This is a genomic window from Kitasatospora sp. NPDC004745 (assembly GCF_042873275.1).
Lineage (GTDB): Bacteria > Actinomycetota > Actinomycetes > Streptomycetales > Streptomycetaceae > Kitasatospora.
This window is the reverse complement of sequence record NZ_JBIALK010000021.1, coordinates 15,365-39,632: the sequence shown is the minus strand read 5'-3', so window position 1 is coordinate 39,632 and position 24,268 is coordinate 15,365. Positions and strand designations below refer to the sequence as shown.

Sequence of the window (24,268 nt, the reverse complement as noted above, 5' to 3'; positions counted from 1 at the left end):
GCCGCGTCTCACGCTCCTCTCAGCCGCGCCACGCAGCGTATGGCGCATGACCACGACCAGCTACTCCACTCCGGCCGGGGACCCGTGGCCCGAGGCCGCGAACTTCCCGCCGCCGGAGGTGCCGCAGCCGGACCCCGCCCAGCCGGACCCGGCACCGCTCTTCCCCGAGCAACCCCTGCCGCCCACCGGTCCCAAGGGCGTCGCCTCCTGGTCCGGCCGGCTGCGCACCCTGCCCGCCCGCACCTGGCGCGGGCGGGCGGACGACCCGCGCTGGGTGCGCCCGGCCCTGCTGGCACTGCTGGCCGCCACCGCCGTCCTCTACCTCTGGGGCCTGAGCGCCTCGGGCTGGGCCAACGCCTTCTACTCGGCCGCCGTCCAGGCCGGCAGCCAGAGCTGGAAGGCCCTGTTCTTCGGCTCCTCCGACGCCGGCAACTTCATCACCGTCGACAAGCCGCCGCTGTCGCTGTGGCCGATGGCCCTGTCGGCGCGGATCTTCGGGCTCTCCTCCTGGTCCGTCCTGGCCCCGCAGGCGCTGATGGGCGCCGCCACCGTCGGCGTGCTGTACGCGACGGTGCGCAGACGCTTCTCCCCGCTCGGCGGTCTGCTCGCCGGGGCCGCGCTGGCGCTCACCCCGGTGGCGGCGCTGATGTTCCGCTTCAACAACCCGGACGCGCTGCTGGCCCTGCTGCTCACCCTGGCCGGCTACGGGCTGGTGCGGGCGATCGAGGCGGCCGGCACCCGGTGGCTGCTGTTCACCGGGGTGATGTTCGGCCTGGCCTTCCTCACCAAGACCCTGCAGGCCTTCCTGGTGCTGCCCGCCTTCGCGCTGGTCTACCTGGTGGTCGCGCCGACCGGCCTGTGGCGCCGGGTGCGCCAGCTGCTGCTGGCCGGCGCCGCGATGGTGGTCGCCGGCGGCTGGTGGGTGGCCGTCGTCGAACTGCTGCCGGCCTCCGCCCGCCCGTACATCGGCGGCTCGCAGGACAACAGCTTCCTCTCCCTCACCTTCGGCTACAACGGCCTCGGCCGGATCAACGGCGACGAGACCGGCAGCGTCGGCGGCGGCGGCCGGCTCCCGGCCGGCATCGAGGCACCGGCCGGCGCGATGCGCGGCGGCCGCGGCTGGGGCGAGACCGGCATCACCCGGCTGTTCGACGGCGACATCGGCGGGCAGATCGCCTGGCTGCTGCCGGCCGCACTGATCCTGCTGGTCGCCGGCCTCTGGGCGACCCGCCGCTACGGCCGGACGGACACCGCGCGCGCGGCGTTCCTGGTCTGGGGCGGGGCGCTGCTCTCCACCGCGCTGGTGTTCAGCTTCATGTCCGGCATCTTCCACCAGTACTACACGGTGGCGCTGGCCCCGGCCGTCGCGGCGCTGGTCGGCATGGGCGTGGACGGACTGTGGCGGGCGCGGCACCGGTTGCCGTGGGCGCTGGTGCTGGCCGGCACCCTCGCGGTGACGGCGGTCTGGGCGTTCGTCCTGCTCGGGCGCAGCGGGGACTTCCTGCCGTGGCTGCGCTGGGCGGTGCTGGTCGGCGGCCTGGCCGCGGCGGTCGCGCTGGTGGCCGGGCAGTTCGCGGGCCGGGTCGACGGCCGGCGGGGGGCGCGGATCGCCTCCGTGTCGGGCCTGGTGGGCCTGGCGGCGGCGCTCGGCGGTCCGGCGGCCTACGCGGTGGACACCGTCGGCACGCCGCACACCGGCTCCATCGTGACGGCCGGACCGGCCGTGCAGGGCGCCTTCGGGCCGGGCGGCGGCGGCCGCGGCGGCAAGGGCTTCGCCGGCAACGGCCGGATGTTCCTGCCGGGCGGGCAGAACGGCGGCGGGCAGAACGGCGGCGGCGTCAACGGCGTCCCGCCGCAGGGCGGTGCCGGCGGGTTCACCGGCGGCGGCCAGAACGGCGGCGGGTTCCCGGGCGGCGGCTTCAACGGCGGTGCCCAGGGCGGCAACGGCGGCTTCCCGGGCGGCGGTTCGGGCAACGGCAACGGCTCGGGCGGTTTCCCGAACGGCGGCGACGGCGGTCACCGGGAGCGCGGCAGCGGCGGCGCGAACGGCACCGGCAGGTCCGGCGGGGGCACCGGCGGCTTCAACGGCGGTGGGCAGAACGGCGGCGGCTTCAACGGCGGCAACGGGTTCAACGGCGGCCAGAACGGCGGCGACCGCTCGGGCGGCTTCCCCGGCCCCGGGGGCACGGGCGGCCCCGGGGGCATGGGCGGGCTGCTCGGCGGCACCAAGGTGAGCGACGAGGCGGCCTCCCTGCTGGAGGAGAACGCCGACCACTACACCTGGGCGGCTGCCACCAGCGGCTCGCAGAACGCGGCCAGCTACCAACTCGCCACCGGCAAGCCGGTGATGGCCCTCGGCGGCTTCAACGGCACCGATCCCTCGCTCAGCCTGGCCGGCTTCCAGAAGTACGTCCAGGAGGGCAAGGTGCACTGGTTCATCGGCGGCGGCTCGGCCCGGGGCTTCGGGGCCGGCGGTGCCAACGGCGCCGAGGGCGGCCGGGGCGACGGCCGGGAGCAGGAGTCCGAGACGGCCCAGATCGAGAGCTGGGTGGCGAGCCACTTCACCGCGAAGACGGTCGGCTCCACCACCTTCTACGACCTGACGGCCCCGCTCTCCTGACCGTCCCGCGCTCGGGGGCGCACCGCCGGCCGGCGGTGCGCCCCCGGGCGTGTTCGCGGCGGTGTTCCCCGGGTCCTCTCCCCGGGTCCTCCGCGGGGGCTCGTCAGCCGCCGATCGCGGACATCGGGCGGTCGGGCCGGACGAAGTCTGCGGAGTCGATGGCGTGCCCGGGACCCTTGCGCCCGATGGTGGCCCGCCAGGCCTCCTCGATCCGGTCGTCGTCGGCGCCGCCGCGCAGCAGGGCCCGCAGGTCGGACTCCTCGGTGGCGAACAGGCAGTTGCGCAGCTGGCCGTCGGCGGTCAGCCGGACCCGGTCGCAGCCGCCGCAGAAGGGGCGGGTGACGGAGGCGATCACCCCGATGACGGTGTCGGTGCCGATGATCCGCCACTCCTCGGCCGGGGCGTTGCCGTGCCGGCCGACCGGCACCAGGTCGAAGCGGGTGCCGAGTTCGGCCAGGATCTCGTCGGCGGTGACCATCGTCGCCCGGTCCCAGGCGCCCTGGGCGTCCAGCGGCATCGACTCGATGAACCGCATCCGGTACCCGTGCTCGAGGGCGAACTCGGCCAGCGCGACGATCTCGTCCTCGTTCACACCGCGCACCGGCACCGCGTTGACCTTCACCGGGTCGAGGCCGGCCGCCCGGGCGGCCGCCAGCCCGGCGAACACGTCCGCGATCCGGTCCCGGCGCGTGATCCGCGCGTACCGCTCGGGGCTCAGGGTGTCCAGGCTGACGTTCACCCGGTGCAGCCCCGCCTCGCGCAGCGCCACCGCCGTGCGGGCCAGGCCGATCCCGTTGGTGGTGAGCGAGACCTCCGGCCCGAGCGCGGTGATCCGCCCGACGAGCGCCGGCAGGCCCCGGCGCAGCAGCGGCTCCCCGCCGGTCAGCCGCACCGAGGTGATCCCCAGCCGGCCGACGGCGATCCGCACCAGCCGCAGCACCTCGTCGTCGCTCAGCACCTCGGCCTTCGGCAGCCAGTTCAGGCCTTCGGCCGGCATGCAGTAGGTGCAGCGCAGGTTGCAGCGGTCGGTGAGCGAGACCCGCAGGTCGGTGTGGACCCTGCCGAAGCGGTCCAGCAGCGGGCGCGGTGCGGTGTTCATCGACCCAGTACAGGGGCTGGCGGGCCGCAGGGCCAGCGGCCGAACCACCGGGGACCGTCCCCGACCTGCGGGTTCGCCTTGTGCATTCGTACAACTGTGGCTTCCTACGGCTGCGGGCGGGCCGCCCGGGCGGGCAGGCTGGGCCCATGCAGACCACCGAGACCCCACCCGGCCCCGTCGCCGCGCTGGTGCTCGCCGCGGGCGGCGGCCGGCGCCTGGGCGGACGGCCCAAGGCCCTCGTCCGGTACGCGGGCCGGCCCCTGGTCGAGCACGCGGTGGCCGTGGTGCGGGCCGGCGGCTGCCCGGACGTGACGGTGGTGCTCGGCGCCGAGGGCCACCGGGTCCGTTCGACGGCGCACCTGCCGGGCTGCCGGCTGGTGGACAACCCGGACTGGGCCGAGGGCATGGGCTCCTCGCTGCGGGCCGGCCTGGCGGCGCTGGCACCCGGCACGTCGGCGGTGCTGGTGATGCTGGTGGACACCCCCGGCGTCACCCCGGCCGCGGTGGCCCGCCTGCTGGCCGCGCACCAGGCCGGTGCCGAGCTGGCCGCCGCGGCCTACGACGGGCGGCGCGGACACCCCGTGCTGATCGGCGCCCGGTACTTCGCGGAGGCGGCCGCGGGCGCCCGCGGCGACGCCGGGGCCCGCGCGCTGCTGGCCGCGCACCGGGCGGCCACCACCCTGGTCGAGTGCGCCGACGTCGCCGTCCCGGACGACCTGGACACCCCCGCCGACCTGGCCCGCTGGGCGGCCGGCTGACCCCTCCCGCCCCTCCGGGTGCCCGAAGCACCCGGAGCCCGCACGGACCGGGCGCACACCCCTGATCCATCCCGGAGGATTGCCCCATTCCGCGCCGAGCGCCCGCTGTTTCGGGGAGCATGGAAACGTCCCACCACCCGACTCGAACGGACGGAGCCCGCGATGGCCGGACTGCCCGACGACTTCACCGGACACGACCCCGCCCTGCCAGGGCCAGGGGCGGGCGGTGGCGCCCGGGCGATCCGCTGCCCCGCCTGCCGCCGGGAGCACCTGTACGAACCACCCTCGCTGCCCTGTCCGTGCGGCGCCTCCCTGAAGGTGCCGCTGCTGCGCGGCGGGGTGCCGGTGCAGGTCCGGTTCCGCTCCTGGGAGGACTCCTGGCTGAGCATGCGCTGCCCGCACTGCGGCCGCTCCGACCAGTGGCCGCAGCCCGAGTTCACCTGCAACTGCGGCGCCACCGTACGGCTCCCCGTGGACCGCACCACCCGGCTCGGCGGCGGCACCGCCGGACCGCTCGCCGCCCCCGGCCCGCAGACCTCCCGCCCGCACCCCGCCCACCCGATGGGCGCACCGGTGCCCGCCCCGCCCGGCGGCTCCGCCGGCCCCGGCGGCCGGCCCAGGCCGTTCCGGCACCGCGCACCGTTCCGCCCGCACCCGGTGCGCACCTCGCAGGACGCGGTGTTCACCGCCGCCCGCTACCTGGAGTGGCTCGGCTTCGACGACCTGGAGCTGACGGAGGCCCAGGAACGCGACGGGGTGACCCTGTTGGGCAGCCGGATGGTCGCCCAGGTGGACACCTGGACCGAGCCGGCCGACGTGAAGTCGGTGGAGTGCCTGTGGCTGCAGACCCTGCACGCCGAGGAGATGGCCGCCGCCATGTTCACCCTCGCCGGCTACTCCCACCAGGCCACCGTGCGCGGCGAGCAGCTGCTGGTCGCCCTGTTCAGCCTGGACCTGGCCGGGGTGCCGCAGCCCGCGAACGGCGCCGCCGAGGCGCTGATGGAGACCGGCTGGACGTCCTGACCCGACCGGAACCCCTCTAGATCATTTCCTCCGCCGACGCAAGAACCTCCGCTCGTGATCTGGTGCACAAGCTCACCCCCGTGTTGAATTGCCGCCACAGCGCGGGCCTTCGCGCTGCCGTCGCCATGCTGGCGGGAGTTGACGGCAGCGCAGCTGGGGCAGGCCCGTGCCCTGCTGGATGGCGCACACAAGGAGGTGGCGTTGTCGGAGCACGGATGGAACCCGAGCGGCCCGGACGAACGGGGGCGGGCGGCAGCGGAGGAACCGGGCGACACCGTGTGGCGGCTGAGGTCACGGGGGTGCTGGCAGGAGGCGGCCGAACTGCTGCGCCCGGCTGCCGAACGGGACCCGGAAGCGGCCCTCGCCCGAGCCGAACTCCTCATCGAACAGTGCCTCTTCACCGCCGCCCACTGGGCCCAGGCGGAACAGGCGCTGCGCCTGGCCGAGGCCCTGGCGACCGGCACCGAGCAGCGCGCGGCCGCCGCCTGCGCCCGCGGCTTCCTGGCGTACCTGGCCAGCGTGCTCGGCCCGCGGGACCGCCTGGACGAGGCCCAGGCCGCCCTCGGGCGCACCTCGGCACTGCTGCCGCCGGATGCCCCGGGCCGTCCGCTGCTGGACTTCCGGCGCGGGCTGGTCGCCGAGAACCTGCTGCGCGACCGCGGCGCGGCCTGGATCGCCTACCGGCGCGCGCACGACGGCGCCGGCGAGCGGGGGGACGAGCTGCTGCGCTCCTACACCTGGCGCCACCTGGCCGCGCTGGCGCTGGCCCGCGGGGACCGCGGCCACGCCCGCGAGGGCTTCGACGCCTCGCTGCGGCTGCGCGAGCAACTCGGGTTCACGGTGGGGGTCGCGCCGGCGCTCGCGGCGCTCGCGGAGGTGTCCGAACCCGCCGAGGCGGCCCGGCTGCGCGCCGAGGCGGCCCGGCTGGTGCACGCGCTGGGCGGGGTGCCGGTGTGGCTCGCACGCCAGCTGGGCACCGTCCACGCGCCGGGGGCTCCCCCGGACGGACGCATCGTCCGCGAGACCCGGGGAACAATCAGCTAAGGTGAGCCTAACCTGGCCGGGGCGAGCAGTGCCCCGGCCGGGTCGCCTTGCCGTTCCCCGGGCACCGCCATGCCCTCCTCCGGCCGGGCCCGACGGGCACCCCGCCCGGCCGGGCGGCGCCGGGCGGTCCACGGGCGGTCCCCGGTCGACCCGATGGGGCCCGCCCATGTCCGCGAGCAGCACCCGGCCCGGCGTCGCGCCGCGCGCCCCCCGTACCACCGAGGCGCACGCCCACGACCCCGTGCCCGACCCGGCCGCCCCCGGCGCCGCCGCGTACCGTCGGCTCGCCGTGCTCGCCCCCGTCCTGCGGGTGCGCTGCGCCCCGCCGCGGCGCGACGACGGCTGGATCCCGGCCGCCGACCTGGCCGCCCGCCCCGAGGCGCTGCGCGAACTGATCACCCACGACGCCCGGCAGGGTTCCGCCCGCTACGGCCGGCCGCTGCGCCCGGACGTCGCGGCCGGCTTCGCACTGCACCGCTTCGTCTGGCCGGTCTCCCTGCTCTTCACGGTGCCGTGGTTCCTGGAGCGGCGCGTCCCGCTGCTCACCCCGGCGGACGTCTCGGTGCGTCGCGAGGCCGGCTCGGCCGAACTGACCGTCCGTCCGGGCGCCTTCGCCTGCCTGCCGGACGACCCGGTGGCCGGGGCGCCGCGGGCCCGCCCGGTACCGGACGAGGCCGCGCTGGCCGCCGAACTCCGCTGCGCCCTGGGCGCGTTCCTCGCCCCACTGCTGACCGCCTTCCGTCCGGAGGTGCGGCGCGGTCCGCGGGTGCTGTGGGCGATGGCCACCGACGCGGTGGTGGAGGGGCTCTGGTACGTCGGCGGACTGCTCGGCGAGCAGGAGCGGGCGCGCGACGAACTGTCCGCGCTGCTGCGGCCCCCGTCCGCCGACGGGGGCCCGGAGGCACCGGCGCGCACGCCCGGCGCGGCGGACTGCGCCGCTCCGGCTCCGGCCCCCTTCACTCCGAACGCCGGTTTCGCGGCGGCGGAAGCCGGGTGCACCGGCGCTTCGGACACCGACCGGGCCCGGGCCAGCTGCTGCCTCGTCTACACCGTGCGGCCCGAGGAGATGTGCGGCGGCTGTCCGCGCGTCACGCGGAGTTGACGCACACCCGTACGACGCCGCACCCGAAAAGCCTGGAATTCCGGGAACAATCCGCATCGAATTCATACGACAATGCGAATTCACTGGGGTCAGAAATCCCTCTACTCAGCGCATTGACACCGAATCGGTCATTCCCCCGCCGAGCATCCGCCATGATGGTCCCCGCCATCACGACGCAGGAACGCGACGCAGGAAAGTGAGGCTGGTTCCGGCGATGAAATTGTCCGACATACCGCTCGGCTGGGCCGTCACCGCAGGCGTTGGGCTGCTGGTCAGCGCACTCCTGGTGGCCCTGGCCCGGACCAGGGGAGGCGCCCCCGCCGGCGGGGCGGACTCCTGGGAGCGTTCCGAGGAACGGCGCCGCCGCAAGGAGTCCCTCTACGGCGCCGCCTCGTACACGCTGCTGTTCTGCTGCGCCGCCGTCGCCGCCGCCCTCTCCTTCCACGGACTGGTCGGGTTCGGGGTCCAGAACCTCAACCTCTCCGGCGGCTGGGAGTACCTCGTCCCGTTCGGCCTGGACGGCGCGGCGATGTTCTGCTCGGTGCTCGCCGTCCGCGAGGCCAGCCACGGCGACGCCGCGCTCGGCTCCCGGCTGCTGGTCTGGCTGTTCGCCGGAGCCTCCGCCTGGTTCAACTGGGTGCACGCCCCGCGCGGCTTCGGCCACGCCGGCGCCCCGCAGTTCTTCTCCGGCATGTCCCTCTCCGCGGCCGTCCTGTTCGACCGGGCGCTCAAGCAGACCCGCCGGGCCGCCCTGCGCGAGCAGGGGCTCGTCCCCCGCCCGCTGCCGCAGATCCGCATCGTCCGCTGGCTGCGCGCCCCGCGCGAGACCTACGCGGCCTGGTCGCTGATGCTCCTGGAGGGCGTGCGCAGCCTCGACGAGGCGGTGGACGAGGTGCGTGAGGACAAGCGGGAGCGGGCCCTGGACAAGGAGCGCCGGCGGCTCGCCGGGAGGCGCGAGCGCGCCGAGATCCGGGCGATCAGCCGCAGCACCAGCGCCTGGCGCCAACGCGGTGGCGGGGCACGCCAGTTGGAGTCCGGCTCGGAGCCCGCCATAGCCGGCGGGCCGGAGCCGGAGCAGCCCGCCGGACCGCCGGCGGTCGAGGCCGCCGAGGGCGCGGTGGTGCAGCCCGGCCTGCCGGCCCGCCCGGAACGGCGCACCATCGACCTGACGCTCGACGAGGACACCGTGACGCTGCCCCGGCTGGACTCGCTGGAGCGCAAACTCAAGGACCTGGAGCAGCAGTTCGGGTAGCGGCCGGTACCCTGCGGTCGGGTTGCCCCGCGGTCCGGCGCGTGCGGGCCGCGGGTGCCCGGGCCGTGGGTGCCCGGACGCCCCCGGTCGCCCGGTGGGTGCTCAGGCGGCCGGCGTGCCGCTGAGCTCGAACCACATCCGCTTGCCGGACCCGCGCGGCTCCACGCCCCACGCGTCCGCCAGCGCCTCGACCAGCATCAGCCCGCGCCCGGAGGAGGCCTGCTCCCCCGGGGTCCGGCGGGTCGGCCAGAGGTCGGACTCGTCCTCCACCTCCACCCGCAGCCGGGCCCGGCCGCCGTCCGCGTCCGGCTCCCGGTAGAGCCGGGCGGTGAACATGGCGTCGCGGTCGGTGTGCCGGATCGCGTTGGTGACCAGCTCGGAGGAGAGCAGCTCGGCGGTGTCGATGAACTCGGCGACGCCCCAGCGGCGCAGCGCGTCCCGCAGCTCGGCCCGGACCTCGGCGATCCGCGCCAGGTCGGCCTGGCCGATCCGGCGGCGCAGCTGCTGGGCGGCCAGCCCGCCCGCCGGGCCGTCCCAGCGCAGGAGCAGCAGCGCTATGTCGTCCTCGCGCTCGCTGGAGTCGGCGGCCTGCGAGGCGATCCGGTCGGCCAGCTCCTCCAGCGGGTCGCGGGCCGACTCGGCGGCCGCCGGCAGCGGCCGGGCGAGCGCCCTGGTCAGCCGGGCGACGCCCTCGTCCAGGTCCATGCCGCGCGCCTCGACCAGGCCGTCGGTGCAGAGCAGCACCGTCTCGCCCGGGTCCAGGCTGAACCGGGTGACCCGGTACTCCTGGTCCGGGTCGATGCCCAGCGGCAGCCCGCCGGCCACCGGCACCACGGCGGCGGTGCCGTCGGCGCGGCGCACCACCGGGTCGAGGTGGCCGGCCCGGACGGCGTAGACCACGCCGTAGTCCACGTTGACCTCGGCGTAGGTGCAGGTCGCGAAGTGGTCGGTGTCCAGGTCGGCGAGGAACCGGGAGGCCCGGGCCATCACGGCGGCCGGCGGGTGCCCCTCGGCCGCGTAGGCGCGCAGCGCGATCCGCAGCTGGCCCATGATCCCGGCGGCGTGCACGTCGTGGCCCTGGACGTCCCCGATCACCAGGCCGACGTGGCCGCCGGGCAGCGGGACCACGTCGTACCAGTCGCCGCCGATCTGCAGGCCCGAGCCCGCCGCCAGGTAGCGCACCGCGGTGGTCACCCCCGGCACGGACGGCACGGTGCGCGGCAGCATCACCCGCTGCAGGCCGGCGGCCAGCTCGTGCTCCGCGTCGTGCAGCCGGGCCCGGGCCAGGGACTGGGCGACCAGCCCGCCCAGCGTGGTCAGCAGGGTGCGCTCGTCCGCGTCCAGCTCGCGCTCGTCGTCGAAGCTGACCACGCAGACGCCGATCGCCCGGCCGCTGGCCACCAGCGGCAGGTAGGCCCAGGCGCCGCGCCCGGTGCGGCTGGTCGGCTCCCACACCTGCGGGTAGTTCTCCCGGAAGCCCTCGCGGGTCGCGATGAAGACCGGCGTGCGGTGGCGCAGCGCCTCGGCCGCCGGGTGGCCGGCCGGCAGGACCGTGCGGTCCCAGACCGCCAGCGCGTCCGCCCGGTAGCCGGAGGCGCCGAGGATCCGCGCCCGGCCGGCCTCGAAGGAGGCCAGCACCAGGCCGTCCGGCGGCAGTCCGGGCAGCGGGAGCTCGGTGAACACCCGGGCGACGTCACGGACGGTGACCGCCTCGGAGAGGGCGCGCGCCGCCTCCTTGATGAAGCGCGAGCGCTCCTCGCGCAGCAGCGCCATCCGGTCGGCCCGGTCGCGCTTGTGCAGCTCCACGGTGGCGTCCCAGACGAAGCCGACCATCCGGGAGGCCCGGCCGAAGGCGTCCGCGAGCACCCGGCCGCGGAAGCGCACCGCCCGCATGGACCCGTTCGGCCCGACCGTGCGGTAGTAGGCGCCGCACTGGCCCAGCTCGGCGACCGCGCGCTCGACCCGGCGGCGCACCACCGGCGCGTCCTCGGGGTGCAGCAGGGCGAGGAAGGAGCCCGCGGTGCGGTCGAAGCGGCCCTGGTCCATGGTGTCCAGGCCGATGATCGCGCAGGCCCGCTGGTCGCCCTCCAGGACGTCGCGGCGGATGTCCCAGTCGAAGGAGCCGATGCCGTTGGCGGCCATCGCGGGCTCCAGCCAGTCCGGCATGGAGTCCGCGGAGGAGGGCGGCAGACCGCCGGACAGCACCGGCGCCAGCCGCCCGGCGGCGATCCCGGGCGCCGTCCGCAGCGAGTGCCGGCGCGCCGCCTGCGCGGGCGGCTTCGCCCGGCCGGTGCCGGCCGTGGTGGGGCCCGCGGGGGCGGTGGTGGCGGTGGTGGCCTGGTGCTCGACGGCGGACGCGCCGGGAGGAAGCGCCGGCCCCGACGACTCGGGCTCAGTGGGCATGCTGCTCCTGCCGCTGCCGTGGCGGACCGCACCGACCGTCCGGACGGGCCGCGTGGCGATGTGAGGGGTGGTGCTGGATCGGACGGTGTCGACGGACGGTGTTCAGTCGAGGTTCGGTCTCCCCGCTGCTTCCCGCACGTGGACACACATTCCCACCATCCTGGGCGATGTTCGGCCCAGCGGCAATGGCAACGGGCCGGAAATCTTCCGTTCCGCCTTCTGTTCAGGGCTTCCTTCGACGGCGAATGAATCGCCGTCGAACGGGTTGCCGACGGGGGCGGTGGGCCGGGTGCGCGGGAGCCGACGGGCGTGGCCGCCGGGCGGGTCGGTGAGTGCGGCCGGTGGGGCCGGCGGGCCCGGCGGCGGGCGGGCGGACTCAGGGCAGGGCCAGCTCGAACCAGGTGACCTTGCCCTCGCCGCGCAGCTGGACGCCCCACGCGTCCGCGAGCGCCTCCACCAGCATCAGGCCGCGCCCCGAGGTCGCGTACTCGGCGTCCGGATCCCGGCGGCGGCCGGGAAGTCTGCTCGCGCCGTCCTGCACCTCGATCCGCAGCCGGTGGTCCGACCCCAGCACCGCATCGAACACCGCGCCCTTGCCGGTGTGCAGCAGGGCGTTGGTCACCAGCTCGGAGGAGAGCAGCTCGGCGGTGTCCGACAGCTCCGGCACCCCCCAGTGGTCCAGCGCCGTCCGCAGCCGCCGCCGGACCGAGCCGACCGCGACGAGGTCGGCCGGGTCGAGCGTCAGGTGGAGCCGGCGGTGCAGCGCGCAGCCGGGGGCCGGAGCACCCGGCAGGGTCGTCCCGGTGCCGGCGGCCGGACCCCGCGCCGGCCCGGACCGGTAGGCGTCGCCGGAACTCGTCCGCTGCCGCGGGAATCGCGACTGACCGTCCATCACCACATGCCCCCGCCCTCGAAACCCGGGCCCCCGCCTCCGGATCCCCCGCCGGCCGGGTGGCCCTTCCGATCTGACCACTCATCCTCATGCCCAGCTGACGGCGTTTGCAACAGTGTGCGTCCGATCACGTGGGGTGAAAGGGGCACGGGAGGGTTCACGTGATCCAACTGCCCGCGCCGGACGGGTTTGCGAAGCGCAGAGGCTGTTTTCGAACCCGCCCCCGCCCGATCCCGCGCACACCCGGCGCCCACTGCGACCGGGCGCCCCGCCCCGCGCCCCCGGTCTCACCCCCGCCGCGCGCCCGGCCCCGCGGCGGACCGGGCGCCCGCCCGCACCCCGCCGCCCCGGTCTCACCCCCGCCGCCCCCGGTCTCACCCCCGCCGCGCGCCCGGCGAGCCGAACCTCTCCGGAGGAGCAACGCTGGACAGGGCGGCGTGCTCCGGGTTCAATGACCCGAGATGTTTGAACGACGTTCTAACATCGTTCCGAAGCCGACCCCCCTCCCCCCGGCGACCGCGAGCGAGGAACCGTGCGACTGACCCCCACCGAGCGGGACCGGCTGCTGATCTTCACAGCAGCCGAGCTGGCCCGCGCCCGCCGAGCCCGCGGCGTACGCCTCAACGTCCCCGAGGCCACCGCCCTGATCGCCGACACCGTCTGCGAGGCCGCCCGCGACGGCCGGCGCCTGGCCGAGGCCATCGAGGCCGGCCGCAGCGTGCTCACCGCCGCCGACGTGCTGCCCGGCGTGCCCGACGTCGTCACCGTCGTCCAGGTCGAGGCCGTCTTCGACGACGGCACCCGGCTGGCCGTGGTCAACGACCCCTTCAAGGGCGCCGGCTCCCTCGGCGACGAGGCCCCCGGCGGCGCGCTGATCGGCGACGGCGCCGGCTACGACCCGGTCGAGGAGACGGTGGTGCTCCCCGTCCACAACACCTCCGGGGTGCCGATCTCCGTCACCTCGCACTTCCACTTCTTCGAGGCCAACCCGCGCCTCGCCTTCGACCGCGCCGCCGCCTACGGCACCCACCTGGCCGTCCCGGCCGGCTCCTCGGTGCGCTTCGACCCCGGCGCCACCGTCGAGGTCGGCCTCGTCCCGATCGGCGGCGCCCGCGTCGCCATCGGCTTCGCCGGCCTGGTCGACGGCCCGCTCGACGCGCCCGGCGCCAAGGAGGCCGCCCTGGCCAAGGCCCGCGCCACCGGCTACCTGACCGGCTTCGACGACTCGGAGGTGCCGTCGTGACCGCGATCACCCCCCACGACTACATCGCGGTGCACGGCCCGCGCGCCGGCGACCGCATCCGGCTCGGCGACAGCGGCCTCATCGTCCGCGTCGAGTCCGACTCCCAGGCACCCGGCGAGGAGTTCCTGGCCGGCTTCGGCAAGACCGCCCGGGACGGCCTGCACCTCAAGGCCGCCGCCGTCCGCGACACCTGCGACGTGGTGATCAGCAACGTCCTGGTGATCGACGCCGTCCAGGGCGTCCGCAAGACCTCGATCGGCCTGATCGGCGGGCGGATCGCCTCGATCGGCCGGGCCGGCAACCCCGACACCCTCGACGGCGTGGACGTCGTCGTCGGCACCGGCACGACGATCGTCTCCGGCGAGGGCATGATCGCCACCGCCGGCGCCATCGACACCCACGTCCACCTGCTGTCGCCGCGCATCATGGAGGCCTCGCTGGCCTCCGGCGTCACCACCATCATCGGCCAGGAGTTCGGCCCCGTCTGGGGCGTCGGCGTCAACTCCCCCTGGGCGCTGCGGCACGCCTTCAACGCCTTCGACGCCTGGCCGGTCAACATCGGCTTCCTCGGCCGCGGCTCCTCCTCCGACGCCGCGCCGCTCGTCGAGGCCCTCGCCGAGGGCGGCGCCTCCGGCTTCAAGGTGCACGAGGACATGGGCGCCCACACCCGCGCCCTGGACACCGCGCTGCGCGTCGCCGAGGAGTACGACGTGCAGGTCGCCCTGCACACCGACGGACTGAACGAGTGCCTCTCCGTCGAGGACACCCTCAAGGTGCTGGAGGGCCGGACCATCCACGCCTTCCACATCGAGGGCTGCGGCGGCGGACACGTCCCCAACGTCCTCAAGATGGCCGGCGTCCCCAACGTCATCGGCTCCTCCACCAACCCCACCCTGCCCTTCGGCCGGGACGCACTCGGCGAGCACTTCGGCATGATCGTCTCCGCGCACGACCTCAAGGTCGACCTGCCCGGCGACGCCGCCATGGCCCGCGACCGCATCCGCGCCGGCACCATGGGCGCCGAGGACGTGCTCCACGACCTCGGGGTCATCGGCATCACCTCCTCCGACGCCCAGGGCATGGGCCGCGCCGGCGAGACCGTCCGCCGCACCTTCGCCATGGCCGGCAAGATGAAGGCCGAACTCGGCGCCCTCGACGGCGGCTACGGCACCGTCGAGAGCGGCGACGACAACGAGCGCGTCCTGCGCTACATCGCCAAGCTCACCATCAACCCCGCCATCGCCCACGGACTCGCCCACGAGGTCGGCTCGATCGAGGTCGGCAAGCTCGCCGACATCGTGCTCTGGCGCCCCGACCACTTCGGCGCCAAACCGCAGCTCGTCCTCAAGGCCGGCTTCCCCGCCTACGGCGTCGTCGGCGACCCCAACGCCTCCACCGACCGCTGCGAACCCCTCGTCCTCGGACCGCAGTTCGGCGCCCACGGCGCCACCGCCGCCGACATCTCGGTCGCCTTCGTCGCCCAGGCCGCCGCCGACGGCGCCTACCTCGACCGCCCCGCCGACGGACTGCCCACCCGCCGCCGCCGCGTTGGCGTCCGCGGCACCCGCGGCATCGGCCCGCGCGACATGGTCCGCAACGCCCGCACCGGCCACGTCGAGGTCACCGAGACCGGACTGGTCTCGCTGGACGGCGCGCCGCTGCGCTCCGAACCCGCCGACAGCGTGTCGCTCAGCCGCCTCTACTTCCTCTGACCCGCCCCCACCCTCCCCTGAAGGAACGCCAGATGACCACGCCCACCCCCGCCTCCCTCGGCTACCGGATGCCCGCCGAGTGGCACCCGCACGACCGCACCTGGATGGCCTTCCCCACCACCAACCCCACCTTCGACACCCCCGAGAACCTGCACGCGGGCCGCGAGGCCTGGGCCGCCGTCGCCAACACCATCGTCCGGTACGAGCCGGTCACGCTGATCGTCAACACCGGCGAGAGCGCCGAGGCCCGCAAGTACGTCTCCGAGCAGGTCGAGATCGTCGAACGCCCGCTGGACGACGCCTGGATGCGCGACATCGGCCCGTCCTTCCTGATCGACGGCAAGGGCTCGCTGGCCGCCGCCGACTGGATCTTCAACGGCTGGGGCGCGCAGTCCTGGGCGCGCTGGGACGACGACCAGCACATCGCCGAGCACATCAGCGAACTCACCGGGGTCCAGCGCTTCGCCTCCCGCCTCATCAACGAGGGCGGCGGCATCCACGTCGACGGCGAGGGCACCGTGCTCGTCACCGAGACCGTCCAGCTCGGCGAGGGCCGCAACTCCGACTGGACCAAGGAGGAGGTCGAGGCCGAGCTGCACGCCTTCCTCGGCACCACCAAGGCCATCTGGCTGCCGCGCGGGCTCACCCGCGACTACGACGAGTTCGGCACCCGCGGACACATCGACATCGTCGCCTCCTTCGTGCGCCCCGGCGTCGTCGTCGCCCACGTCCAGCCCGACCCGGCGCACCCGGACCACCAGGTCTGCCAGGAGCTCGTCGCCATCCTGCGCGACTCCACCGACGCCCAGGGCCGCCCCCTGGAGGTCATCGAACTCGCCGCCCCCACCGTCCTTCTGGACGAGGACGGCGAGCCGGTCGACTACTCCTACATCAACCACTACGTGGCCAACGGCGCGGTCGTCCTCTGCGCCTTCGACGACCCGCGCGACCAGGAGGCCGCGGCCGTCCTCGGCCGCGCCTACCCGGGGCGCACCGTCGAACTCGTCGACGCCCGCGGGATCTTCGCCAACGGCGGCGGTATCCACTGCATCACCCAGCAGCAGCCGAAGGCCCTCTGACGCACGGCTCCGGCTGGCTGGGCGCCACCGGAGCGCGGCCCCCGCGGCCCGCTCCGGTGGCGCACCGGCCCGTCCCAGCGCCCCGTCCCCGCGACACTTCCCGGCGCTTCCCAGCGACACTTCCCAGCGACCCGTCCCACCTAGGGAGAGCGACTCACATGGCGGACCCCCGCCCGCGCCGGCCGGCACGCCCCCGCGAGGAGGTCTTCGCCACCGCCAGGGCCGCGATCGCCGAACACGGGCTCGCCAAACTCACCATGGCCGGGCTCGGCAAGCAGCTCCAGATGAGCGCCGGACACCTGCTCTACTACTTCGGCAGCAAGGACCAGCTGCTGCTGGAGACGCTCCGCTGGAGCGAGGACCAGCTCGGCACCCGCCGCCGCGACGCCCTCGCGGACCGCACCCGCGACCCCTGGCAGCGGCTCGACGCCTACCTGCGGCTCTACCTGCCCGAAGGGCCGGGCGATCCGCGGTGGATCCTCTGGGTCGAGGTGTGGGGGCGCTCGCCCGCCAGTGCCGAGATCCGCCAGGGGCAGCAGGAGATCGAGGCGCCCTGGCAGGCCGACCTGGTCGCCCTCATCGAGGACGGCGCCGCCACCGGCCACTTCACGCCCGGCCCCACCGCCGACCGCGCCACCCAGATCCGCGCCCTCCTCGACGGCCTCTCCGTCCCCCTCGCCATCGGCCTCCCCGGCCACCACCACCCCGCCGCCCTCACCCAGGCCACCGCCGTCACCACCATCCTCCTGCGCAACTGACCGCACACGGGGCCCCCTGACGCCACGGCGGCAGCTCCGCGGGGAAAAATATGTCGCCCGGTCTACAGATTCCATCGCGGACACGAACAGATGCCTGGCACGCCAGAAGTCGACCCCTCCGACTTCCTGCGCGACGACCCACACCAAGGACACCCGAGCCCGAAACGGGCACCCCCCGCGCTCGGCATGAATATGGCGACCGGTCTACAGATGCCGCGGCGGCGCGGGGCGTGGGAGCTGGAGCCGGCGCACGAGAAGTCGGACCCGCCGACTTCCTGTGCGGCTGCGCCCCGGCCATCCGAGCCCGCGCGCCCCGCAGCTTGAATATGTCGACCGGTCTACAGATTCAGTCCCAGCAGGGCCGCGGTCGGCGCGCAGGAAGTCGGCCGGGCCGACTTCCTGCGCAGCCGCACCGCAGGGCCGGGCCCGGGCCGGAGTGGGCGCCCCGGGCCAAGAAAATATGTCGACCGGTCTACAGATGTCGCGACGGCGCGGGGCGTGGGAGTGAAGCCGGCGCACGAGAAGTCGGGCCCGCCGACTTCTCGTGCGGCCGTGCGGCCGTGGCGCGGATGCAAATGCGGGTGCGGGTGTGGTGCCGGGTGGCCGCGGCTTGTGGTCCATGTCGCAGCGGGAAGAATATGTCGGTCGGTCTACTGATTTTCTCGGAGGCCCGTGGCCTCGGTCCGGTCATTCGGTCCAGATGGCTGCGGCGGTGCGGTCGTCGGCGTAGCCCTTGGCACGGACCTGGACCTGACGGAGGAAGTCGACGGTGCCCGGTGGGTGCGGGTGCGCCCAGTGGCCGGCCAGGAAGTGGGCGACGGCCGGCTCGTCGGCGATCGGACGGGCCAGGCCGGGGGTGCAGAGCAGCAGGACGTCGCCCGGGGTCGCGGGGACGAGCCGGAAGCGGAACGGTCGCGGTTCCTCCGGCGGCTGCTGGCCCTCCGGATGGTGCAGCAGTCTCGCCGCATAGGCGTCGATCCAGTGGCCGGCGCGCAGCAGGTAGAGCCCGCCCGGGCCGATCCCGAACGCCGCCCGGTAGGCGGCCGCCGGGTCGAGGGACATCAACAAGCAGTGCAGCGCCGCCGGGGACGGCGTGTCCGCCCCCGCATCCCCCGTCTCCCGCGGCGCCAGGGCGCGCAGCGGGGCGACGGCGCTGGTGGCCAGCCGCTGGAGGCCGTAGCGGAGCCGGTCGCGGGCGCAGTCGCGCAGGTCGGCGGCCAGTCCCTCCCGGCTGCGGCCGATCGCGGCGGCCAACTGTCGGCACACCTCGCTCGTGGCGGTGGCGACCGCGCGCGCGGAGACCGCCTCGTCCGCGGCGGTGCCCGTCCGCTCGAAGCCGCCGAGCACCGCGAGCAGCAGCCCGTCCGGGCCGTCCCCGAACCGGGTGATCAGCAAGGTGTCCCGGCGCGGCTCGCCCCGGTAGCGGGCGGAGTCGCCGCGTACGGAAACCGCGCGCAGCACGGACTGCCCGTACTGGGCGCCCTCCAGGGCGGTGTCGGGCACGAGCGCCCCGAGCGCACCTGGGTCCGTCTCCGGCACGGCGGTCGGTTCCGGGCCGTAGGTCGGCGGGCGTTCGCCGACGTGCGGCACGGTGGGCCGGTCGGTGGCGCGGGCGGGTCGGGGGGACGGGTGCAGGTCCGGGATGGTCGCGGTGGCGATGGCCGTGGCGAGGGTGTCGGGGCCGGGGTCGGGGTCGGTTTCGGGCTCGAGTCGGGGATCGGGCTCGGGTTCGGGCTCGGGTTCGGAGGCGTCGGCCGGCTCGGACTCCGGCTCTGGAGCGGGGGTCGGCTCCGGCTCTGGGGCAAGCGTTTGGACGGGCTGCGGTTCGGGTTCCGGGACGGGGTCTTGGGCGGCGTGGTCGGCCCCGGTTCGGGGTTCGGCGGGTTCGGGGGCCGGCTTCTCCAGGGTCACCGTGGGCGGCGCCGGTTCGGATGCCGGCGCCGGCGCGGGGGCGGGGGCGTCCCGGGCGAAGGACGGGGCGGGGAACCGGTGGGTCTCGGCCGGGGTGCGCGGCTGGCCGATCACGCCGATCGCGGTGTCGAACCAGTCGTCGATGCTGTCCCGCTCCAACAGCTCGTCCGGGGCCGGGTCCGGGGCCGCTTCGGTCTCGGGCTCCCGGACGGCTTCCGGTTCCGGTTCGCGCCCCGCGGTCGGAGCCTCGACCGACTCCGCCGCGGCTGCCACCGTCGCCACAGGGACTCGCTCCGGCCCGGGGCCCGACTCCGACTCCGGCACCGGCACCGGCACCGGCACGGAAGCCGACGCGAGCTCCGGCGCGGCGTCCGACGCCGGCTCCGGCTCCGGCTCCGGCTCGGCGGTGCGCTGGTGTCCGATGAGGCCGGCCGCCGTGGCGAACCAGTCGTCGACGCTCCCGGCACCCGCGTCCGCCCGCGGGGTGTCGGGGAGGGTGCCCGCGGGGCCTTCGTAGACCTCGTCCCACCAGCCGTCCTCCGGCCGGTGCGGCTGTGCGGGTGCACCCTGCTTGCTCATCTGGCGGCTCCTGGTCGGTCCGTGGTCGCGCCGCCCCCGGCGGGGCCGGACTCGACGTCATTGTCTCCGAGTGCAACGACGCTGTCCGGGTTTCGGCGACAACCGGTCAGCGACCGGAGCGTTCCCGGCCACCGCGCTCACCAGCATGTTCATGGCGGTGTCGACGGCAGGGGGCGCAGCCCTCCCCCGCGGCGTCGCCGGAGGCGCCACCAGCGCTTCACCAGCGGGTTCGGCGACGGGTTCGCCCCGGGGTTCACCACTGCGCCCACGACCGTTCCGTCCGCGCTTGCCGGATGTGCCCGGAGCAGGGCGTTTCCGGGGTGTTCGGGTCCACGGACGGCCGAAAATGGGGACCGAGGAGGGGCATCGCTTCACTCGTTCGGCTGATTAAATGTGCGCATGACCGCGTCGGCCCCCAGCTCGCCCCGACCGGGGAGGGCCGCACCGGCGGGCCGCCCGGTGGGTGCGCTGTGGGTTCTGGTGCTGGTCGCCCTGCTCACCGTGCTGCCGTGCGCGGGCCAGGCCAAGGCGGTCGGCGCGGGCGTCCATCCGGCGCCGTCGACGGTCACCGCCGCGGTCACCGCAGCCGTCTCCGTCGACCGCGCCCCGCGCACCGGCCCGGCCCCCACGGCCGCCGAGCAGCGCCAGCGGGCCGAACAGCAGCGGCACTGGACCTGGTGCACGGCCGACGGCGAACCGCCGCACCGCGACAACGGCTGCTCCAGCCACCCGTACTGCGCCCAGGACGCCCAGCTGCCAAACCCCCCTCCGCAGCCGCAACCGGCCGTGTCACCGCTCACGCCGGCGCCCGAGGCGCTGCCGAGGGTGGTGCCCGCCGGGCTGCTGGACGGCCCGCATCCGGCGCCCGATCTGCACGAGCTGCAAGTACACCGGTCCTGAGCGGAACCCACCGCCCGGCACCCGCCGGCGGATCCGCCCCTCCTCCCCTCTTCAGCTGACCGCCGCGCCCCAGCACCGCGCGGCGGGGACAAGGACAACCACCATGGGTTCCGCCTCGAAGCAGTCCAACAAGACCTCCGGCAAGGCCGGGACGACCGACCGCCGCGCCCGGATAGCCGAGCTGCGCGCCGCCGAGCAGCGCCGCGAGCGCCGCAACAAGATCATCGCCTCGGTCGCCGCCGGCGTGCTGGTGATCGGCGCGATCGCCACCGGCACCTGGATCATCATGGACGCCAACCAGTCCAAGAAGGACAAGGAGGCCGCCGCCAACGCGGACATCCCGGGCGTGCAGACCTTCGGCGACCTGAGCCGCAACCACGTCAAGGAGAAGGTCACCTACCCGATGACCCCGCCGGTCGGCGGCGACCACAACGCGGTCTGGCTGGACTGCATGGGCCACGTCTACGACCAGCCGGTCGAGAACGAGCGCGCCGTCCACTCGCTGGAGCACGGCGCGGTCTGGGTGACGTACAACGGCAAGGCCACCCCGGAGGACGTCAAGACCCTCTCCGACAAGGTCAAGGCCACCCCGTACTCGCTGATGAGCCCCTACCCGGACGAGAAGGGCACCATCACCCTGAACGCCTGGAGCACCCAGCTGGTCGTGGACAGCGCCGGCGACCCCCGGGTGAACGAGTTCTTCACCAAGTACGTCCAGGGCAAGCAGACCCAGGAGCCGGGCGCCTCCTGCACCATGGGGCAGATGTGACCGCCGCCGGCTCGGACCTGCCCGAGGGGGCGGAGCCGTCCGAGGCGGCCGGGCCGTCCGCGGAGTCCGCGGACGGCGCCGGGCAGTCCCGCGCGGGCCGCCGGCTGTGGTGGCCGGCCGCGCTGGCCGCCGCGCTCGCGCTGGCGCTCGGCGTGCCCGCCCTGGTGGCGAGCGGCACCTCGGCGTCCGGCACCGCGTCGGTGGCCGTCCCGGCGAACGACTCGCCCGAGGCCGGGTTCGCCCGCGACATGGCGACCCACCACCAGCAGGCGGTGGACCTGTCGTTCATCGTCCGGGACCGCACCGGCGACGACGCCACCCGGACCCTGGCCTTCGACGTCATCAACACCCAGGCCAACCAGCGCGGGATGATGATGGGCTGGCTCGACCAGTGGGGGCTGCCGCAGCACTCGACCGACAAGCCGATGGCGTGGATGCGGATGGACCACGACTACCAGGCCCACGACGGTTCGCTGATGCCCGGCATGGCCACCAACGCCCAACTGGCGAAGCTGCGTTCGCTCAGCGGCCGGGACGCCGAGGTCTACTACCTGCAGCTGATGATCGAGCACCACAAGGGCGGCGTCGAGATGGCGCAGGGCTACGTGGACGTCGCGCGGAACGACTCCGAGAAGCGGCTCGCCCAGTCGATGGTGACGGCGCAGAGCTCGGAGATCCAGCTGATGACCGACATGCTCAAGGAGCGCGGCGCCGCCCCCGGCGTCCCCTCCTCCTGACCCACCCGCTCGCCCCCGGACGGCCGGGGTGCGGCCGACGGTCCCGTACCGTCCGGACCGCGCCCCGGCCGTCCGGCGTCCGCGACCCCACTGTCCGCAACCCCGCTGTCCGCGACCCCGGCCGTCCGGCGTCCGCAACCCCACTGTCCGCAACCCCGCTGTCCGCGACCCCGGCGTCCGCAACGCCCGGCGGCACGACCGCCGGCAGCCGACCGGGCCCGCCACGACGACCTCCGTCACCCCCTGGAGAAGACCGGATGACCACCGACACCCCCTGGCTGATCGCCGGACTGGGCAACCCCGGCCCGTGGTTCCGCCTCACCCGCCACAACGCGGGCTTCCTCGCCGTGGACCGGCTGGCCGAACGGCACGGCGCGCGGTTCCGGCGGCGCGGGATCGGCGTCCAGGTCGCGGAGATCGAGGTGGACGGCCGCCGGGTGCTGCTGGCGAAGCCGCAGTGGTTCATCAACCTGTCCGGCCGCCCGGTGGCCGCCCTGCTGCGCCGCCACGGCGTGCCGGCCGCGCAGCTGGTGGTCGTGCAGGACGACCTGGACTTCGCGTTCGGCACGGGCAGGCTCAAGCGCGGCGGCGGCCCCGGCGGCCACAACGGGGTGCGCTCGGTGGGCGAGGTGCTCGGCACCCGCGACTTCGTCCGGCTGCGCTTCGGCATCGGGCGACCGCCGAAGGGCCAGTCCGTCGGGGACTTCGTGCTGAAGAGGTTCTCCGACGAGGAACAGGCCGCACTGCCGGGCGTGTTGGACCGCTGCGCCGACGCGCTGGAGACGCTCGTCCGGCTCGGACTCAACCGCGCCCAGGACACCCTGAACGTCCGGACGGACGCCCGGCTCCCGTCCGGGCGTGAAAGCCCGGTCTCCTAGGCATGGCCAAGGGGCTCGTTCACGAGGGAAGCGCGTTCGTCAACTTCCGGCACCATCTCCCGGATCCGAAGGACCACGGGTTCCGGTGGGTCGACATCAAGCGGTTCGGCTTCTCCGCGGAGTGCCCGGACGACAGCGGGTTGCTCGCCGCGCTGATCGGGCACGAGCAGTTCCGGGACGACTACGCGGGCGGTGGAGTTCTGCCGGACGGGCTCCGGCACGGCCCGTACTGGCTGCGGTCGATCACTCCGGACCGCTACGACCCGATCCGCGAGCAGCAGGCCGTACGGATCCTGCAGGAGTGGGTGGGCCCGGCCCGCGGCCGGCCCGCCGGGCTGGAGGCGGCCCTGCGGCAGGAGGTGTTCGACCGCCTGACCACCGCCGACGGCATCCACCACCTCGGCGAGCTCGGCGCCGGGGCGATGCACGACTGGGGCGGCGTGCACGGCGAGTTCCACGAGTTCGTGCTCGTCGACCGCTCGGCCGGGCGGATCACCCTCGTCGTCGCGGCCGACGACTGAGCCCACCACCGCCCACCCGCGGTGCCGGCCGGGGCCTGGGGCGGCCACCCGGGGCTGGTCGGCCGCCCCGCCGGTTGCGGGGCGGCGCGGTGTCAGCGGGCGAGGAACGGCTCCAGTGCCGCGGCGAGTTCGGCGGGGGCGTCGAGGGCGACGAGGTGGGCGGCGGTGGCGAACTCGACCAGGGAGGCACCGGGGATCCCGGCCGCGTACCGGCGGGCGATGTCCTGGAAGTCGGCGACGTCGAGCCGGCCGACACCCACCAGTGCGGGGACGGCGAGGGTGGCGATGTCACCGTTCGAGGGGCCCCGGGAGTGCGCGCCGACGGCCTCCTGGTTCACCAGCGAGGTCCGCAGCGGGCCGCGGAGCCGGTCGGCCAGCCCCTCCGCGACCTCGTCCCACCCGCGGGCGGGCCCGCGCAGCCACATGTCCAGGTTCACCTCGACGGCGGCGTCCACGTCGCCCGCGGCCAGCGCCGCGGTCTCGGCCTCGTCGTAGCGGACCATGTCCTCGGACCAGCCGTACCGCGGCCACGGCGCGGAGAACAGGGCGAGGGAGTGCACCCGGTCCGGGTGGGTGAGGGCGAAGTCCACCGCCACCCGGCCGCCCCAGGAGGCGCCGACCAGCCGGACGCGCTGGTGGCCGAGGTGGTCCAGCAGGCCGAGCAGGTCGTCGGCCTCGCTGAACGGCCCGCTCGGGATCGCGGACTCGCCGAAGCCGCGCAGGTCGTACCGGATGACGGTGTGCCGCTCCGCGAGCGCGGGCACGACCGCGTCCCACATGTGGTGGTCGGCGACACCGGCGTGCACGAGCACGACGGGCGGACCGTCACCGTCGACGGTGTAGAACAGGTGGCCGAGCTCGTCGGCGATGATCGACATCCGCAGATGATCTCAGGACAGCTGCGCAGGTGTCACCCGGTTACCACGGGCACGCGAACGCGGGGACGGGCACGGGTACGGACTCGGGCACAGGCACAGGCACAGGCACG

Annotated in this window: 20 protein-coding genes; 15 read left to right on the top strand and 5 right to left on the bottom strand. The window is 75.1% G+C overall.

Annotated features, from left to right (window positions below; translation table 11 throughout):
• The first annotated feature begins 46 nt into the window (after positions 1-46).
• Entirely contained in the window at positions 47-2,620 is a 2,574-nt protein-coding gene (locus ACFYUY_RS28445) for a glycosyltransferase family 39 protein (protein ID WP_387904831.1), read from the top strand.
• 103 nt (positions 2,621-2,723) lie between these two features.
• On the opposite strand, the gene moaA is transcribed toward ACFYUY_RS28445, so the two are convergent.
• On the bottom strand, positions 2,724-3,719 hold the full coding sequence (gene moaA / locus ACFYUY_RS28440) for a GTP 3',8-cyclase MoaA (protein ID WP_387904829.1): 996 nt from the start codon (positions 3,717-3,719) through the stop codon (positions 2,724-2,726).
• A gap of 146 nt (positions 3,720-3,865) precedes the next feature.
• Here moaA and ACFYUY_RS28435 point away from each other — a divergent pair, with 146 nt between their 5' ends.
• The 5 genes from ACFYUY_RS28435 to ACFYUY_RS28415 all read left to right on the top strand — a co-directional run bounded on the left by ACFYUY_RS28435 (position 3,866) and on the right by ACFYUY_RS28415 (position 8,898).
• Positions 3,866-4,477, top strand: a complete 612-nt coding sequence (locus ACFYUY_RS28435) for an NTP transferase domain-containing protein (protein ID WP_387904827.1) — start codon at positions 3,866-3,868, stop codon at positions 4,475-4,477.
• A 162-nt stretch (positions 4,478-4,639) separates the two neighbouring features.
• Entirely contained in the window at positions 4,640-5,500 is an 861-nt protein-coding gene (locus ACFYUY_RS28430; RefSeq protein WP_360213000.1) for a hypothetical protein, read from the top strand.
• 201 nt (positions 5,501-5,701) lie between these two features.
• Complete coding sequence (locus tag ACFYUY_RS28425; protein WP_360212998.1) at positions 5,702-6,544, top strand: hypothetical protein; 843 nt, start codon at positions 5,702-5,704, stop codon at positions 6,542-6,544.
• Between the two features lie 166 nt (positions 6,545-6,710).
• Positions 6,711-7,646: a (2Fe-2S)-binding protein gene (locus tag ACFYUY_RS28420; RefSeq protein ID WP_387904824.1), complete on the top strand. Its 936-nt coding sequence runs from the start codon at positions 6,711-6,713 to the stop codon at positions 7,644-7,646.
• A 214-nt stretch (positions 7,647-7,860) separates the two neighbouring features.
• Positions 7,861-8,898, top strand: a complete 1,038-nt coding sequence (locus ACFYUY_RS28415) for a DUF2637 domain-containing protein (RefSeq protein ID WP_360212994.1) — start codon at positions 7,861-7,863, stop codon at positions 8,896-8,898.
• Between the two features lie 102 nt (positions 8,899-9,000).
• Here ACFYUY_RS28415 and ACFYUY_RS28410 read toward each other — a convergent pair whose 3' ends face one another.
• The gene (locus tag ACFYUY_RS28410; RefSeq protein WP_360212992.1) at positions 9,001-11,301 is read right to left on the bottom strand and encodes a SpoIIE family protein phosphatase; all 2,301 of its coding nucleotides are present in this window, start codon (positions 11,299-11,301) and stop codon (positions 9,001-9,003) included.
• 376 nt (positions 11,302-11,677) lie between these two features.
• Positions 11,678-12,193 carry an ATP-binding protein gene (locus ACFYUY_RS28405; protein WP_360212990.1) on the bottom strand — a complete coding sequence of 172 codons (516 nt, stop codon included), beginning with the start codon at positions 12,191-12,193 and terminating at the stop codon, positions 11,678-11,680.
• A 532-nt stretch (positions 12,194-12,725) separates the two neighbouring features.
• Between ACFYUY_RS28405 and ACFYUY_RS28400 the strand changes: the two genes are divergently transcribed.
• The 4 genes from ACFYUY_RS28400 (at position 12,726) to ACFYUY_RS28385 (ending at position 16,985) form a co-directional block, all read left to right on the top strand.
• Positions 12,726-13,436: an urease subunit gamma gene (locus ACFYUY_RS28400; RefSeq protein WP_387904820.1), complete on the top strand. Its 711-nt coding sequence runs from the start codon at positions 12,726-12,728 to the stop codon at positions 13,434-13,436.
• Complete coding sequence (locus ACFYUY_RS28395) at positions 13,433-15,148, top strand: urease subunit alpha (protein WP_387904817.1); 1,716 nt, start codon at positions 13,433-13,435, stop codon at positions 15,146-15,148. Before ACFYUY_RS28400 ends, ACFYUY_RS28395 begins: the two co-directional genes overlap by 4 nt.
• A 32-nt stretch (positions 15,149-15,180) precedes the next feature.
• Positions 15,181-16,227 carry an agmatine deiminase family protein gene (locus ACFYUY_RS28390; RefSeq protein WP_360212986.1) on the top strand — a complete coding sequence of 349 codons (1,047 nt, stop codon included), beginning with the start codon at positions 15,181-15,183 and terminating at the stop codon, positions 16,225-16,227.
• Between the two features lie 158 nt (positions 16,228-16,385).
• Positions 16,386-16,985: a TetR/AcrR family transcriptional regulator gene (locus tag ACFYUY_RS28385; protein WP_360212984.1), complete on the top strand. Its 600-nt coding sequence runs from the start codon at positions 16,386-16,388 to the stop codon at positions 16,983-16,985.
• A 687-nt stretch (positions 16,986-17,672) separates the two neighbouring features.
• Here the strand turns inward: ACFYUY_RS28385 and ACFYUY_RS28380 are convergent.
• Entirely contained in the window at positions 17,673-19,475 is a 1,803-nt protein-coding gene (locus ACFYUY_RS28380; RefSeq protein WP_387904813.1) for a hypothetical protein, read from the bottom strand.
• A gap of 399 nt (positions 19,476-19,874) precedes the next feature.
• On the opposite strand from ACFYUY_RS28380, the gene ACFYUY_RS28375 reads away from it, so the two are divergent.
• The 5 genes from ACFYUY_RS28375 to ACFYUY_RS28355 all read left to right on the top strand — a co-directional run bounded on the left by ACFYUY_RS28375 (position 19,875) and on the right by ACFYUY_RS28355 (position 23,280).
• Positions 19,875-20,375, top strand: coding sequence for a hypothetical protein (locus tag ACFYUY_RS28375; protein WP_387904811.1), 501 nt, complete (start codon positions 19,875-19,877; stop codon positions 20,373-20,375).
• Between the two features lie 103 nt (positions 20,376-20,478).
• Positions 20,479-21,144 carry a DUF3105 domain-containing protein gene (locus tag ACFYUY_RS28370; protein WP_360212978.1) on the top strand — a complete coding sequence of 222 codons (666 nt, stop codon included), beginning with the start codon at positions 20,479-20,481 and terminating at the stop codon, positions 21,142-21,144.
• A 104-nt stretch (positions 21,145-21,248) separates the two neighbouring features.
• Entirely contained in the window at positions 21,249-21,881 is a 633-nt protein-coding gene (locus ACFYUY_RS28365) for a DUF305 domain-containing protein (protein ID WP_387905000.1), read from the top strand.
• Positions 21,882-22,138: 257 nt separating this feature from the next.
• Positions 22,139-22,759: an aminoacyl-tRNA hydrolase gene (pth, locus tag ACFYUY_RS28360; protein WP_360212976.1), complete on the top strand. Its 621-nt coding sequence runs from the start codon at positions 22,139-22,141 to the stop codon at positions 22,757-22,759.
• 2 nt (positions 22,760-22,761) lie between these two features.
• A complete protein-coding gene (locus tag ACFYUY_RS28355) occupies positions 22,762-23,280 on the top strand; it encodes a hypothetical protein (protein ID WP_360212974.1) in 519 nt (172 codons plus the stop codon).
• A 92-nt stretch (positions 23,281-23,372) separates the two neighbouring features.
• Here ACFYUY_RS28355 and ACFYUY_RS28350 read toward each other — a convergent pair whose 3' ends face one another.
• Complete coding sequence (locus ACFYUY_RS28350; protein WP_360212972.1) at positions 23,373-24,158, bottom strand: alpha/beta fold hydrolase; 786 nt, start codon at positions 24,156-24,158, stop codon at positions 23,373-23,375.
• Between the last annotated feature and the right edge of the window lie 110 nt (positions 24,159-24,268).